The 14,841-nt window shown below is 72.5% G+C and carries 11 protein-coding genes; 10 read left to right on the forward strand and 1 reads right to left on the reverse strand.

Going from position 1 to position 14,841, the window contains the following annotated elements:
* The 4 genes from ACF08W_RS28315 to ACF08W_RS28330 all read left to right on the forward strand — a co-directional run bounded on the left by ACF08W_RS28315 (window position 1) and on the right by ACF08W_RS28330 (window position 4,315).
* A complete protein-coding gene (locus ACF08W_RS28315; RefSeq protein ID WP_352279510.1) occupies window positions 1-903 on the forward strand; it encodes an ADP-ribosylglycohydrolase family protein in 903 nt (300 codons plus the stop codon).
* Between the two features lie 253 nt (window positions 904-1,156).
* Complete coding sequence (locus ACF08W_RS28320; RefSeq protein ID WP_392280947.1) at window positions 1,157-2,893, forward strand: DUF4153 domain-containing protein; 1,737 nt, start codon at window positions 1,157-1,159, stop codon at window positions 2,891-2,893.
* A 50-nt stretch (window positions 2,894-2,943) separates the two neighbouring features.
* On the forward strand, window positions 2,944-3,654 hold the full coding sequence (locus tag ACF08W_RS28325) for a ribonuclease HII (RefSeq protein ID WP_352279506.1): 711 nt from the start codon (window positions 2,944-2,946) through the stop codon (window positions 3,652-3,654).
* A gap of 58 nt (window positions 3,655-3,712) precedes the next feature.
* Entirely contained in the window at window positions 3,713-4,315 is a 603-nt protein-coding gene (locus tag ACF08W_RS28330) for a hypothetical protein (protein WP_352279504.1), read from the forward strand.
* Between the two features lie 76 nt (window positions 4,316-4,391).
* Here the strand turns inward: ACF08W_RS28330 and ACF08W_RS28335 are convergent, their stop codons facing one another.
* On the reverse strand, window positions 4,392-5,024 hold the full coding sequence (locus ACF08W_RS28335) for a hypothetical protein (RefSeq protein ID WP_392280948.1): 633 nt from the start codon (window positions 5,022-5,024) through the stop codon (window positions 4,392-4,394).
* Between the two features lie 354 nt (window positions 5,025-5,378).
* On the opposite strand from ACF08W_RS28335, the gene ACF08W_RS28340 reads away from it, so the two are divergent.
* The 6 genes from ACF08W_RS28340 to ACF08W_RS28365 all read left to right on the forward strand — a co-directional run bounded on the left by ACF08W_RS28340 (window position 5,379) and on the right by ACF08W_RS28365 (window position 14,748).
* Entirely contained in the window at window positions 5,379-7,538 is a 2,160-nt protein-coding gene (locus tag ACF08W_RS28340) for a RecQ family ATP-dependent DNA helicase (RefSeq protein ID WP_392280949.1), read from the forward strand.
* A gap of 192 nt (window positions 7,539-7,730) precedes the next feature.
* Window positions 7,731-9,029 (forward strand): DUF4192 domain-containing protein, encoded by a 1,299-nt coding sequence (locus ACF08W_RS28345; RefSeq protein ID WP_392280950.1) that lies wholly within the window; start codon window positions 7,731-7,733, stop codon window positions 9,027-9,029.
* Window positions 9,030-9,130: 101 nt separating this feature from the next.
* Window positions 9,131-9,895 carry an NUDIX domain-containing protein gene (locus ACF08W_RS28350; protein WP_392280951.1) on the forward strand — a complete coding sequence of 255 codons (765 nt, stop codon included), beginning with the start codon at window positions 9,131-9,133 and terminating at the stop codon, window positions 9,893-9,895.
* A 110-nt stretch (window positions 9,896-10,005) separates the two neighbouring features.
* Window positions 10,006-11,865 carry an ATP-binding cassette domain-containing protein gene (locus tag ACF08W_RS28355; protein WP_392280952.1) on the forward strand — a complete coding sequence of 620 codons (1,860 nt, stop codon included), beginning with the start codon at window positions 10,006-10,008 and terminating at the stop codon, window positions 11,863-11,865.
* Between the two features lie 146 nt (window positions 11,866-12,011).
* On the forward strand, window positions 12,012-12,878 hold the full coding sequence (locus ACF08W_RS28360) for a FadR/GntR family transcriptional regulator (protein WP_352279593.1): 867 nt from the start codon (window positions 12,012-12,014) through the stop codon (window positions 12,876-12,878).
* 322 nt (window positions 12,879-13,200) lie between these two features.
* Window positions 13,201-14,748, forward strand: a complete 1,548-nt coding sequence (locus ACF08W_RS28365) for an RNA polymerase sigma factor (RefSeq protein WP_352279493.1) — start codon at window positions 13,201-13,203, stop codon at window positions 14,746-14,748.
* Window positions 14,749-14,841 lie beyond the last annotated feature (93 nt).

Raw genomic sequence — 14,841 nt, forward strand, 5'->3', positions numbered from 1 at the left:
ATGACAACCGCTGAATCGGCCTCCGGCCAACGTTTCGAACGAGCCCTCGCCAGTCTGCGCGGGCTCTGTGTGGGAGACGCGCTGGGTTCCCAGTTCTTCGTTCCCGCCAACTACCCGCTGCTCAAGCAGCGGACCCTCCCGCCCGCTCCTTGGCAGTGGACGGACGACACCGAGATGGCGTGCTCGGTACTGGCCGTCCTGGCACGGCACGAACGGATCGACCAGGACGCGCTCGCCCGCTCCTTCGCCGACCACCACGACTTCGACCGCGGGTACGGCCCGGCCGTGAACCGCTTGCTCAGACTGGTCAGGGAGGGCGAGGACTGGCGGGAGCTGGCGTCCGCGCTCTTCAACGGCCAGGGCTCGTGGGGCAACGGCTCGGCGATGCGCATCGCCCCGCTCGGCGCCTGGTACGCCGACGACCCGGAGCAGGCCACGCACCAGGCCGAGATCTCCTCGTACACCACGCACCAGCACCGCGAGGCGGTGATGGGGGCGATGGCCGTCGCCGCGGCCGCCGCACTGGCCGCGGCACCGGCCGGACCGCCCACCCCCGGCGAGCTGCTCGACGGCGTCATCGCCCTCGTCCCGCGCAGCGCCGTCGGCGCCGGGCTGCGCCGTGCCCGCGACATGCTCGACTACGACGACACCGGGACGGTCGCGGCGGTGCTCGGCAACGGCCGCCGCACCAGCGCGCACGACACCGTCCCGTTCGCCCTCTGGTCGGCCGCGCGGAACCTCGGCGACTTCGAGCAGGGCTTCTGGGCGACCGCACAGGCCGGCGGGGACGTCGACACGACCTGCGCGATCGTCGGCGGTGTCGTCGCCGCGGGCAGCGCGGGCGCACCGCCCGCCGACTGGACGGCGCGGACCGAGGAACTGCCGGACTGGCTCCTTCGGTAGGACGGCCCCGGGCACCGGTCCGGGGCGGGCGGACGCGGACACCGGCCGCGCCGCCGACTGTCACGGTACGGACACAGCTCTCCCGTCCCCGGTTCCCGGCAGTGGGGGAGGGCTACTCTTTCGGCCACGCCGCCGCCGATGATCATCCAGACAGGCGCGCGCCGAAGAGAGAGGCCGGGGTGCCCCAGCCGCCGCCCTGCACGACCCGCGTTCGGGGCGATGCGCGCGGTTCCCCGGCGGGGGGAGGATTCCCATGTCCGAACACGTATCACCGGAGCCCGGGGTGTCCCAGGGATCCGGCCCGTCCGGCCCGCCGGACGGAACCGGAACACCCGGGTCCGGAGCGGCGCCGGGGACGCCGTCCGAACTCCCCGGGGCCGGGGTCGAACCGCCGAAGGTACCGGCGTACGCCCAGCGCAACGGGCCACAGCAGTACCCGGCGAACCCCTGGCAGCGCCCCGGCGCGCAGCCCCGTCCCTCCACGCTGTCGACGCTGCGCCCGGCCGAGCCCGCCGTCATCGGCACGGCGACGCTCTGCTGCGCCGTCGTCACCGCACTGCTCAGCGCCCTGCTGCTGGGCGACGGCCTCGGGGTGAACGCGCTGATCGTCGCGGTCCCGGCGGCGCTCGGGGCCTTCTTCGCGGTGCGGCCGACCGGCCGACGCCTGCGCCCCTGGACGGCCTTCTGGGCACTCGGCGGACTGGCGCTGCTCGCTGTACCGGCGCTCCGGGACGCCGGCTGGCCGGTCTTCCTGGCCGTGGTGTCGGCCGTCGCGCTCGGCTCCCTCGCCCTGCACGGCAGCCGCGGCTGGCTCGGTGTCTTCCTCGGCTCGCTGGGGCTGCTCTGCGCCGTCGCCGACGGGCTGGCCTGGGGCGGGCGCGGCGTGCGTGCCCGGATGAACGGCCCCCGGAAGCGGCTGGGCGGCGTGGTCCGCAGCGTGGGAGTCGCCGTCGTCCTCCTCGTCGTGTTCGGCGCGCTGTTCGCGAGCGCCGACGCCGCCTTCGCCGATGTGCTCGGCAACCTGATACCCAACGTGTCGGTCAGCGACAGCCCGTGGCGGCTGCTCCTCTTCATGACCGGCCTGGTCGGCGCACTCGCCGCCGGGTACGCCGCGGCCGCGCCCGTGCGCTGGGACGGCATCGCGGTACGCCCCGGAAAGGCTCGCGGACGGCTGGAATGGGCCCTGCCGCTCATCGTGCTGAACCTGCTGTTCGCCGTCTTCGTCGCCGTCCAGCTCACCGTGCTGCTCGGCGGGTACGACAAGGTGATGGCCGAGACAGACCTCAGCTACTCCGCCTACGCCCGGCAGGGCTTCTGGCAGCTCCTCTGGGCCACCGTGCTCACCCTGCTGGTGATCGCGCTCGCACTGCGCTGGGCCCCGCGGGGGCGGGGCGGCGACCGGACGCTGGTGCGGTCCGTGCTCGGAGCACTGTGCCTGCTCACCCTGACTGTCGTGGCCTCCGCGCTGCGGAGGATGGACCTCTACGTCGACGCCTACGGCCTGACCCGGCTGCGCATCTCCGTGGCCGCCGTGGAGCTCTGGCTGGGCGTGGTGATCGTCCTGATCATGGCCGCCGGGTTCTTCGGTGCCCGCATGCTGCCGCGTGCCGTCGCCGCGAGCGCCGCCGTGGGTGTCCTCGCGTTCGGGCTGCTCTCGCCGGACGGGCTGATAGCGGAGCAGAACGTCCAGCGGTACCGCGCCGACCACGCGATCGACATCGACTACCTCAGCGGCCTGTCGGCGGACGCCGTACCGGCCCTGGACACACTGCCCGAGCCCCTGCGTTCCTGTGCGCTCCGCGACATCGAGCGCACACTGAACGACGACGAGGCCCCCTGGTACGCCACCAGCTGGGGCGAGGCACGGGCCCGGGACATCCTGAGCAAGCGGAGCGTCCACAGCACGGAGGAGTCCTGCGCCCCGTGGCGCACCGGGGACGGACGCGATGGCGACCCGAGCGATCCGTACGACCCCTACGACCCGTACTGACGGCCCCGGGGTGTCGTCGAAGTCCCCTTCGGCGTACGCTGACAGGCGCCATGCCGTATGAACCACCCACGCACACCGTCGAGCGCTCACTGCGCGCCACCACCGGTGCCAGGACCGTCGCCGGTGTCGACGAGGTCGGACGCGGAGCATGGGCGGGGCCGGTCACTGTGTGCGCGGCTGTCACCGGCCTGCGCCGGCCTCCCGCCGGACTCACCGACTCCAAGCTGATCAGCCCCAAGCGCCGCGCGGAGCTGGCACCCGTGCTGGAGAGCTGGGTCACCGCGTTCGGCCTCGGCGACGCCTCCCCGCAGGAGATCGACGAGCTCGGGATGACGGCCGCGCTGCGCCTGGCCGCCGTACGTGCGCTGGAGGCCCTGCCGGTGCGGCCGGACGCGGTGATCCTCGACGGCAAGCACGACTACCTGGGACAGCCGTGGAAGGTCCGCACCGTGATCAAGGGCGACCAGTCCTGCATCGCGGTCGCGGCAGCCTCGGTGATCGCGAAGGTCCACCGGGACACGATGATGGCCGAACTGGGCGCGGAGACCGGCGAGTACACGGACTTCGCCTTCGGGGCGAACGCCGGATACCCGTCCCCCGTGCACCGGGCCGCGCTGGAGGAGCGGGGGCCGACACCCCACCACCGGCTTTCGTGGTCCTATCTCGACGCGCTGCCCAGGTGGCGGCACCTCAAGAAGGTCCGTTTCTCCGCCGAGGCGGCGGCATTGGAAAGCGGGGGCCAGCTCGGCTTCGACTTCTGATCGCGCAAGTGCCCACCCGCCGATGCCCGCCGCACCGGCGTTTGATAGACAACCACCCATGCCTCTCACCCCCGAGGAGCCTCAGATTCACGAGAGCGCCCAGGGTCCTCGCACCACTCCGGCCACCGGCCGTACCGCGTCGACCCCCCGTCCCGTACCCGGCCCGCGTTCCGCGGCCACGCCGCGTCCCGGTCGCCCCGGGCCCGGCCCCGCGAGGCCCGCGCCCCCGGCACCGCGCCCGCAGCCGGCCTCCGACCACCCGGCGGAGAATCGTTCCGCACCGCAGATCCAGCTGATCCCCGCCTCGGAGGCCGGCGCACTCGACGCCGCCGACGAAGCACTGGACCTGCTGCTCGACTCCGGCCGCGCGCCGGGCGAGGTCCTGGTGCTCACCACCGGCGAGCAGCACCCGTGGGCCACCCACGAACTCTCCTTCGGAGAGGCCGCCTACTGGGCCCACCACGAGGCCGGCGACGACGTCTTCTTCGCCGGTGCCGCCGCCGTGGGCCGGGTGCGGACCCGGCCGGTGGTCATCGTCGCCGTCAACGGCGGTGACACCGTCGCCGACGTGGTGACCGGTGCGCGGGAGCGCGCCGGAGCGCTGCTGATCGTCTGCGGTGATCCGCAGCGGGTCAACGCGGTGCTCGGCGCAGCCGTCTGACCTCGCCGAACGGCGAGACACCCGGGGCCGTGGCGGTCCGGCGGTCCGAGAGGGCGGCCGGGCGCGCGGCCGCGGGTCAGCGGGCCGCCGTGCGGCGCAGCGCGTGCGCCGCACCGCCGCCGGTCCGCAGCGGGGCGGCCGGCTCCTGACCGAGCGAGATGTCGCCGAGGGCGGCGGGGTGCGACAGGGAGTCGGGGCGCCGCCCGCCCCGGCCCTCGCCGAGCACCCGCCAGCCGTTCCGGGTCAGCGTGATGTAGGCCCCGCACCGCAGCCCGTGCAGGGTGCAGGCGTCGCGCAGGCCCCACATCCACGCCCCGTCCTCCTCCGTCCAACGCTCGTCCCCCTCGCGGCAGTAGAGGAGCACCGCGGTGCGGACGGGGGTACGGAGGCGGAGATCGTGCGGGATGACCTGGCGCAGATGGGTCAGCAGCGCGTTACGGAACTCCCAGCCGTCCACCGCCGAGGCCCGGCGTGTGAACGAGGCGCTGGCGGCGACGCGTTCCTCATGGTCGAGCACGGCCACCACGGCGGTCGCCGGGGCCGGACCGTGCCGGGCGTGCAGGCCGGTGACGATCTCACGGGGGCTGCGCAGCAGCGGTATGCCCGCTTCGGCCCACTCGGCCGGCTCCAGCATCCTGGTGAGACGGTTGGCCGGGGTGGCGGACGCCGATATCGACGTGGTGGCGGACGGAGCGAATCCGAAGGTCACGGTCCTCCCTTCGCATACGCGCCCGTGGTGCGGGCGGGTCGAGTGAGGGCGCACCTCGGCACAGCCTTTCCGGGCCGCGGAAGGGACGGTGCGGGGAGCACCCCCAATTCTTCCTGGCGTACCGGCGGGCGGCAACGAGCAATCGGCGTGGCTGACGGGAATGCGCCGGAATGACTCCCTTATCCCTGCCCACGGCAGGCCCGGCCGATGCCTCTCGTCCCGTCCGAACAGCGGGGACCAGCGGAAACGTCCCGTCCGCCCCGGCCGACCGGGGCACCTCCGCCGTCCCGGGGACCGTACCCGGGGTACGAGGCGGATTCGCCGATTGTCCGAGCCATCGGGTTGCATGGAGGCATGGACAACCTGGAGCTCCGAGCCGAAGCCGATGCCATCCTCGCCGAACTCGTCGGCGACCCGGGAGGTTCGGCACGGCTGCGGGAAGACCAGTGGCAGGCGGTGTCGGCCCTGGTGCAGGAGCGCCGCCGGGCGCTGGTCGTGCAGCGCACGGGCTGGGGCAAGTCGGCGGTGTACTTCGTCGCCACCGCGCTGCTGCGGCGGCGCGGATCCGGGCCCACGGTGATCGTGTCGCCGCTGCTGGCGCTGATGCGCAACCAGGTCGAGTCCGCGGCCCGCGCCGGTATCCGGGCGCACACCATCAACTCCGCCAACCCGGAGGAGTGGGAGGCCATCTACGGGGAGGTCGAGCGCGGCGGGACCGATGTCCTGCTCGTGAGCCCGGAGCGGCTCAATTCCGTGGACTTCCGGGACCAGGTGCTGCCCAGACTCGCGGCGACCACCGGCCTTCTGGTGGTGGACGAGGCGCACTGCATCTCCGACTGGGGACACGACTTCCGGCCGGACTACCGCCGTCTGCGGGCGATGCTCGCCGAGCTCGCACCCGGCGTCCCGGTTCTGGCCACCACCGCGACCGCGAACGAGCGGGTCACCGCTGACGTGGCCGAGCAGCTGGGCACGGGCGCGGGCGAGGCCCTGGTGCTGAGGGGCCCGCTCGACCGGGAGAGCCTGAGGCTCGGCGTCGTCCGGTTGCCGGACGCCCCGCACCGGCTGGCCTGGCTCGCCGAGCACCTGGACCAGCTGCCGGGGTCCGGGATCATCTACGCCCTCACCGTCGCCGCGGCGGAGGAGGCCACCGCGTTCCTGCGGCAGCGCGGCTTCGCCGTCGCCTCGTACACCGGAAGGACGGAGAACGCCGACCGGCTCCAGGCCGAGACGGACCTGCAGGAGAACCGGGTCAAGGCACTGGTCGCGACATCGGCCCTGGGCATGGGGTTCGACAAGCCCGACCTGGGTTTCGTGGTCCACCTCGGCTCCCCGTCCTCGCCGATCGCCTACTACCAGCAGGTGGGGCGTGCCGGACGCGGCGTGGCGCATGCGGATGTGCTGCTGCTGCCGGGCAAGGAGGACGAGGCGATCTGGCGCTACTTCGCCGATACGGCCTTCCCTCCCGAGGCGCAGGTCCGGCAGACCCTTTCGGCACTGGCCGGGGCGGGACGGCCGCTCTCCGTGCCGGCCCTGGAAGCCATGGTGGACCTGCGGCGCACCCGCCTGGAGTCGATGCTGAAGGTGCTGGACGTCGACGGTGCGGTCAAGCGCGTCAAGGGCGGCTGGACGGCCACCGGCGCCGAGTGGGTCTACGACGCCGAGCGGTACGCGTGGGTGGCGCGGCAGCGGGCGGCTGAACAGCAGGCCATGCGCGACTACGCGAGCACGTCCGGGTGCCGGATGGAGTACCTGCGCCGTCAGCTGGACGACGAGGGGGCGGCGCCGTGCGGCCGCTGCGACAACTGCGCGGGAGCCTGGGCCGACACGGCGGTGTCGTCCGAGGCGCTGACGGGGGCCGCGAAGGAGCTGGACCGCCCCGGCGCGGAGATCGAGCCGCGCCGGATGTGGCCGACGGGGATGCCCGCGCTGGGCATCGAGCTCAAGGGCCGCATCCCGGCCCAGGAGCAGTGCTCCACCGGGCGCGCCCTCGGCCGGCTCTCCGACATCGGCTGGGGCAACCGGCTCCGCCCGCTCCTGGCGGAGAACGCGCCGGACGGGCCGGTGCCCGACGACGTACTGCGGGCCGCGGTGGAGGTCCTCGCCGACTGGGCGCGCTCCCCGGGCGGGTGGGCACCGGGCGTGCCGGACGCGGCCGCCCGGCCGGTCGGCGTCGTCGCCGTCCCGTCCCTGGCCCGCCCGCGACTGGTCGGTTCCCTCGCGGAGGGCATCGCCTCCGTCGGCCGCCTCCCCTTCCTCGGCACTCTGGCGTACACCGGACCGGACGGCGCGCACGCGGCACGGCGCAGCAATTCGGCCCAGCGCCTCAAAGGGCTGTCCGGCGCCTTCGCCGTGCCCGAGGAGCTGGCCGACGCCCTGGCCCGCACCCCTGGCCCCGTCCTGCTCGTGGACGACGCGACCGACTCAGGCTGGACCCTGGCCGTCGCCGCCCGGCTGCTCAGGTGGGCGGGCGCCGAGCAGGTACTGCCGCTGGTCCTCGCCGCGACGGGCTGAGACCGCTCGCGCAACCGCACCCCGTTCACGGTCCGCGCCCCGCCCTCCGGCCGGGGCCCGGCGTCCGGCCTGGGCCGGTCGTTCCCGCCATGGAACACGATGGACACGGATCCGGCGAGCACCCCCGCGACCCTGTGGACAAAGTTATCCACAGGGGTCGCGGAATTTCGCCGCACGCGGGACGGTCGTGCCATGAACCAACACCACGAATCCACCGGTCCGGCCGAAGCCCAGCAGATCACCCTCCGGGGCCCCGCCGACCTCGCCGACGCCCTTCCGTACCTCATGGGATTCCACCCGAACGACAGCGTGGTCATGGTGGCTCTGCACGGTGGCCGGGGCCGCTTCGGCGGACGCCTCCGGCTCGGCATTCCCCGGTCGCCCCAGGAGTGGGAGCCCGTCGCCGAGCAGTTGGCCGAGTGCTTGGTCAAGGGGAGCGAGCGGCGCGGGGAGAGGCCCGACGCGATCGTCGTCTTTCTCTGCCAGGATCCCGCCGAGGGGGAGTCCGGCAGCCGGGTCATGGAGCGGCTGCGGCCACTCGCGCAGCATCTGCGCAGGGCCTGCGGTGCGTTGGACGTGCCGGTGCTGGAAGCCCTCTGCATCGCCGACGGGCGCTACTGGTCCTACTGCTGCCCGGACGAGCGCTGCTGTCCGGCGGAGGGAAACCAGATGGCCATGCCCGGCACGTCGGTGATGGCGGCCGCCGCCACGTACGCGGGGATCCATGTGCGCGGAACGCTGCGCGAGATGGAGGCGCGGCTTGCTCCGCTGAAGACCTCCGTGCTGCCGGGCCAGCAGCGGGCGCTCGACGCGGCGGGAGCCGAGCTGATGCCCAGGCTCCTCGACGAGGAGGGACGCCGGGAAGTGGCCCGGAACACCCTGGACCTCGCCCGGAGGCTCGTCGAGCGGTTCGGTGACGCCCCGGCCGCGACGCCCTCCGTCTCGGACCTCGGTGACGACCGGCTGATCAGTTCCGACGAGGCCGCGGCGATGATTCTCGGCCTGCAGGACCGGGAGACCCGCGACCGGGCCGCGGAATGGATGGAGGGCCCCGAGGCGCACGCGGCGTTGCGGCTCTGGCGCGCGCTGTCCCGCCGCTGCGTGGCGCCCTTCGAGGAGCATGCCGCGGCACCGCTCACCCTGGCCGGCTGGGTCCTGTGGTCGACGGGTGACGAACCGGCCGCACGGGTCGCGCTGGGACTCGCCCTGCGGCTGGATCCCGAGTACACCTTCGCTCAGCTTCTGCACGAGGCGTGCAACCAGGGCCTCGATCCGGAGACACTGCGCCGCTGCCTGCGCGGGGAGCGCGAGGCCCGCACGGAAGGGGGCGGCCACCGGGCGGAACGCGGCCCACGGTTCCGCGCGGCGAGGCAGGCGGCCTCGCGCCGGAAGCGGGCACCGTCCGGCCCCACCCGCCCCGGAACGGCGGCCACCCGGCGCCGGGCCGGGCGGGCGGTCCCCGGGCGGCGCGCACCCGGTGACGAAGGATGATCCGCGAACCGTCCCGCCCCGGCGGGGCGGGACGGTGAAGTGCTCCTCGAAGGAATGGTGAAGGGAGTGCTTATCGTCAGGCAGACGACTATGATCACCGCATGCCGCCCTACGACCCGTCGACCTTCCCGCCCTTCGCTGTCACCGTCGACCTGGTCGTGCTCACCGTGCGCCGCCACGCGCTCTGCGCGCTCGTGGTGCGCCGTGGTGAGTCACCGTTCCAGGGCCGATGGGCGCTGCCCGGCGGATTCGTCAGAGCCGACGAGGATCTCGGTGCCGCAGCGGCGCGCGAACTCGTCGAGGAGACCGGCCTGTGCGCCCATGACCCGGTCGCCCCGTCGATCGGCAACGGCGCCCACCTCGAACAGCTCGCCACCTACGGCGACCCCGGCCGTGATCCGCGGATGCGGGTCGTCAGCGTCGCCCACCTCGCCCTCGCCCCCGACCTGCCCGCCCCGCGCGCGGGTGGCGACGCGCACAGTGCGCGATGGTCGCCGGTCGATGACCTGCTCGGGACGGGGGGAGGCTTCGGCCGCGACGACGAGAGTCACGACCTGCTGGCCTTCGACCACGCGCGGATCCTCGCCGACGGGGTCGAGCGAGCCCGCTCCAAGATCGAGTACTCCTCGCTGGCCACCGCCTTCTGCCCTCCCGAGTTCACGGTCGGTGAGCTCAGGAGGGTGTACGAAGCGGTGTGGGGTGTGGTTCTCGACCCACGAAACTTCCACCGCAAGGTCACCGGAACCCCTGGCTTCCTGATGCCCACCGGCGGGACGACCACACGTCAGGGCGGGCGCCCGGCCCAGCTCTTCCGGGCCGGTGCCGCCACCGTGCTCAATCCTCCGATGCTGAGGCCGGAGGTCTGACCCCGCGGAACACCGCAGTTCCGGTGCTGCGCAAAAAGTCGGATATGTCGCGTTATCTTTCTGCGGTACCGTCCTGCCGCCGAGCGGTCTCACCTACCGCGAGAGAAGCGATGCTCCAGGCCATCGGAATCACCAGCGCCCCACGCCGCGGTCTTCCGGCCGCTGTGGACGATCTCACCTTCGAGGCCCGGCCGGGCCGCGTCACCGCACTGCTGGGCGCCCCCGGCTCGGGCAAGACCACGGCTCTCCGTCTCATGCTCGAACTCGATCCGGGGCGAGGGGTCACCTACTTCCGGGGCAGGCCGCTGCACCGGATCCCATACCCTGCGCGCGAGGTGGGGGTAGTGCTCGGCGACGTGCCGGGCCACCCCGGCCGGACCACCCGCGGGCAGCTGCGAATGCTCGCCGCCGCCGCAGGGGTGCCCGTGGCCAGGGCGGACGAACTGCTCGGCCTGGTGGGTCTCGCCGACTCCGGAGACCGGCGCATCGGCACGCTCTCGCTCGGCATGGACCGTCGGCTCGCCTTCGCCTCGGCCCTGCTCGGCGATCCGCATGCCCTGGTCCTCGACGATCCGGCGGAGGGCCTCGACCCGGGTGAGAGCCGATGGCTGCACGGAATGCTCCGGGCCCACGCGGCCCGGGGCGGAACCGTGCTGTACACCACCGCGGACCCCAGGGAGGCTGCCCGGAACGCCGACCGGGTGATCTCCATCGGCGGCGGCCGACTGATCGCCGACCAGGAAGCCGACGACTTCTCCCGGACCAGGCTCCGCCCCCGGGTCGCGGTCCGGAGCCCGCACGCGGCCCGGCTCGCGGCGGCCGTCAGCCGTGAGGCCCGAGCCGCCCGGCGTTCGGTCGAGGTGGTGGCCGAGGACGGCGGGCGCCTCGCGGTGTACGGATCCAACTGTGCGGAGATCGGTGACATCGCGTTCCGGCACGGACTCCCGGTGCACCGGCTGGCCGACGAGGTGGGCGACGGGGGCTGCGAGGCGTCCCGTGACGGAGCGGGCCCTCCTGCCCCGGACAGGGCTCCTCCGGATCCGGCCATTCCGGGAGGTTCCGCGGGTCCCGCCGGAGCAGCCGGCGGTGCGACCGCACGCGGTGCGCGACGGGTCGCACGGCCGATTGTGCCGGTACGGCCGGCCGTGCACAGCGGGCTCGCCGGCGGCCCGCTGCACCCGCTCCGCTACGAACTGCACCGCCTGCTCGGTGTCAGGACCACGGCCCTGATCGCGGGCGCCACTTTGGTCGTCTCGGTCGTCCTCTCGCTGTTCCTCGCCCGCTCCGGCCACATTCCGCTGTCGAAGGTCCTGACGGCCTGGCCGTCGTTGCTGCCCCTTCCGCCCGCCGCGGTCGGTGCCGGAGTGCTCGGCGCCCTCTCGTACGGCGACGAGTTCCGCTACCCCGCGCTGGCCGCGGGGCGCGGCGCCGTCCAGTGCCGCCCGGGGCTGCTGCTGGCGAAGCTGGCGGTGACCGCAGGTGTCGCCGCGGTCCTGGCCCTGGCGGCCGCGCTGCTCTCCGGTGAAGCCGTTCGCCTCGTGTACGGCCCCGCGTGGATGCACCTTCCACCCGACTTGGCCGCTTCGGCGGGGAGTTGGGTGGCCCTGACCGCCGGGTGCGCCTGGGCGGGGCTGCTGGCCGCGGGGATCTTCCGGGTGACAACGGCCGGTGTGGCAGCGGTACTTGCCGTACCGGTGCTCGTCGTTCCGCTCGTCCGGCGGACGCTGATGGCGCCGGATTCCCGTCCGGTCTCCGGCCTTCCGGCCGGGCTGCGTGAACTGGTCTGGCCACGCTGGCCCTACGAGACGGACCGGTGGGTGGCGGGTGCCCTCGGGGCCGTGGCGCACCCGGTGGGGGTGGCGCTGGCGTTGTCGGTGTCGGTCCTGGCCCTCGCCTATCTGTTCACCGGCCTTCAAAGCAGGGCCCGTTGGCGGTCCCGACGGATCACCCATCCCGGCTCCGCCTCGTAACCCTCCATAATCGCGCCCGATTTATGGCGGTAAAACGTCAATTGGGTGGATGGCGGCGATCACCCTTTCGTGTGCTTTTCACCAAAGACCTTAAGGGGCGCGTGAGCTACGCCGACAAAGGATGCGTGAGTACCCTTGCGCACACCATGATGACCGCCGCCCGCTCCGCCGATTCCGGCCCCGCCGGCCCGGGTGAACTCGACCGCTACCCGTACGCGGAGGCGCCGGCCGGCGAGCGTGCCGCCGCCCGCACCTGGGACGGCCCCGAGGCCGATCTCGGCCGAGTGGGCCGACGGGGCTCGGCCAGCCGGGGCCGCGGCCTCCACGGGCAACTCGTCCAGCAGCTGGGACAGATGATCGTTTCGGGGGATCTGGGCGCCGACCGGCCCCTCGTGCCGGAGGAGATCGGTCAGCGCTTCGAGGTCTCCCGCACCGTCGTACGTGAATCGCTGCGTGTTCTGGAGGCCAAGGGGCTGGTCAGTGCCCGGCCGAACGTGGGCACCCGGGTCCGGCCCGTGAGCGACTGGAACCTGCTGGACCCCGACATCATCGAATGGCGCGCCTTCGGCCCTCAGCGTGAGGATCAGCGGCGTGAGCTCGGCGAGCTCCGGTGGACGATCGAGCCCCTGGCCGCCCGCCTCGCCGCGGAGCACGGATGCGAGGACATTCGCCAGCGCCTCGGCGACATGGTGGAGATCATGGGGCACGCGATCACGCAGGGCGACATGATCACCTGCTCCCGAGCCGACGCCGAGTTCCATGCCCTGCTCATCCAGGCCGCGGGCAACCGCATGCTGGAGCACCTTTCCGGCATCGTCGCCGCGGCGCTCCAGGTGTCCGGCGGCCCGGTCACGGGCTGTGACCGGCCCGGTGAGGCGTCCCTCGGGCACCACGCCCGGATCGTCGAGGCCCTCACGTCCGGTGATGCCGTGGGCGCCGAAACGGCCATGCGTCAGCTGCTCGTCGTCCACCCCGAGGTGGAGCGTGTGGTGCCCGCGCCCCGCGAGCACTGAAAATCGCACGGCCGGGGCGTGCGGGCCGCGTGTCGCCGGGCCGCCGCGGTCCGGCGGCACAGTCGCGGGGTTTCGCCCACTTGGTCGGGTTCGTCGCAAATGGGGTGTGACTCGGGCCACGTGGATTGGGCGTAACACTCCTCGAAGCAGTGCGATGACTTAAGAGGTGACCGCCGCGGAAGGAATACAGCAGCCTATGAGCGCGCTGTGCAGTTCTGAGGCCAAACCCGCGCCGCCGGTACATTCCCAGCCCGGCGGTCGTCGGCTCAAGCCCTTTTCGGGCCGGGCCGGAAGCCGTTTCCATCGTTCCGAGAGGTTGTTCGTGTCGGCCAGCACATCCCGTACGCTCCCGCCGGAGATCGCCGAGTCCGAGTCTGTGATGGCGCTCATCGAGCGGGGAAAGGCTGATGGGCAGATCGCCGGCGATGACGTGCGTCGGGCCTTCGAGGCTGACCAGATTCCGCCAACCCAGTGGAAGAATGTTCTGCGCAGCCTCAATCAGATCCTCGAGGAAGAGGGTGTGACGCTGATGGTCAGTGCCGCGGAGCCGTCCAAACGTGCCCGTAAGAGCGTCGCAGCGAAGAGCCCGGTCAAGCGCACCGCCACCAAGACCGTCGCGGCCAAGACCACCGTGACCAGGACTGTCGCGGCCACTGCCGCTCCGTCGGCAGAGACCGTGAACGTGGTGGCGGAGGAAGCCGCCACGGCCGGCCCTGCGAAGAAGGCGGCAGCCAAGAAGACGGCTGCCAAGAAGACCGCCGCCAAGAAGACGGCGGCCAAGAAGACAGCAGCGAAGAAGTCCGGAAAGCAGGACGACGAGCTCCTCGACGGCGACGAGGCGATCGAGGAAGTAAAGGTCGGCAAGGGCGAGGAAGAGGAGGGCGAGGGCGAGGCCAAGGGCTTTGTCCTCTCCGACGACGACGAGGACGACGCGCCGGCCCAGCAGGTCGCCGTCGCCGGTGCCACCGCCGATCCCGTCAAGGACTACCTCAAGCAGATCGGCAAGGTTCCCCTCCTCAACGCCGAGCAGGAGGTCGAGCTCGCCAAGCGCATCGAGGCGGGTCTGTTCGCCGAGGACAAGCTGGCGAACAGCGACAAGCTCGCCCCGAAGCTCAAGCGCGAGCTGGAGATCATCGCCGAGGACGGCCGCCGCGCCAAGAACCACCTGCTGGAGGCCAACCTCCGCCTCGTGGTCTCGCTGGCCAAGCGCTACACCGGCCGCGGCATGCTCTTCCTGGACCTCATCCAGGAAGGCAACCTGGGTCTGATCCGCGCGGTCGAGAAGTTCGACTACACCAAGGGCTACAAGTTCTCCACGTACGCCACCTGGTGGATCCGTCAGGCGATCACCCGCGCCATGGCGGACCAGGCCCGCACCATCCGTATTCCGGTGCACATGGTCGAGGTCATCAACAAGCTCGCCCGTGTGCAGCGCCAGATGCTCCAGGACCTGGGCCGCGAGCCCACGCCGGAGGAGCTGGCCAAGGAGCTCGACATGACCCCTGAGAAGGTCATCGAGGTCCAGAAGTACGGCCGCGAGCCGATCTCCCTCCACACCCCGCTGGGTGAGGACGGGGACAGCGAGTTCGGTGACCTGATCGAGGACTCCGAGGCGGTCGTTCCGGCCGACGCGGTCAGCTTCACGCTCCTCCAGGAGCAGCTGCACTCGGTCCTCGACACGCTCTCCGAGCGCGAGGCGGGCGTGGTCTCGATGCGCTTCGGCCTCACCGACGGACAGCCGAAGACGCTGGACGAGATCGGCAAGGTCTACGGGGTGACGCGTGAGCGCATCCGCCAGATCGAGTCGAAGACCATGTCGAAGCTGCGTCACCCGTCGCGTTCGCAGGTGCTGCGCGACTACCTCGACTAGGTCGCCGTCGTACACGGACCGAGGGCCCGGGATCCCCATGGGGGAGCCGGGCCCTCGGCCTATCAGCACATGCGGTCGACGACCGGTGGGACG

The organism is Streptomyces sp. NPDC015144, from assembly GCF_043079735.1.
Classification (GTDB): Bacteria; Actinomycetota; Actinomycetes; order Streptomycetales; family Streptomycetaceae; genus Streptomyces.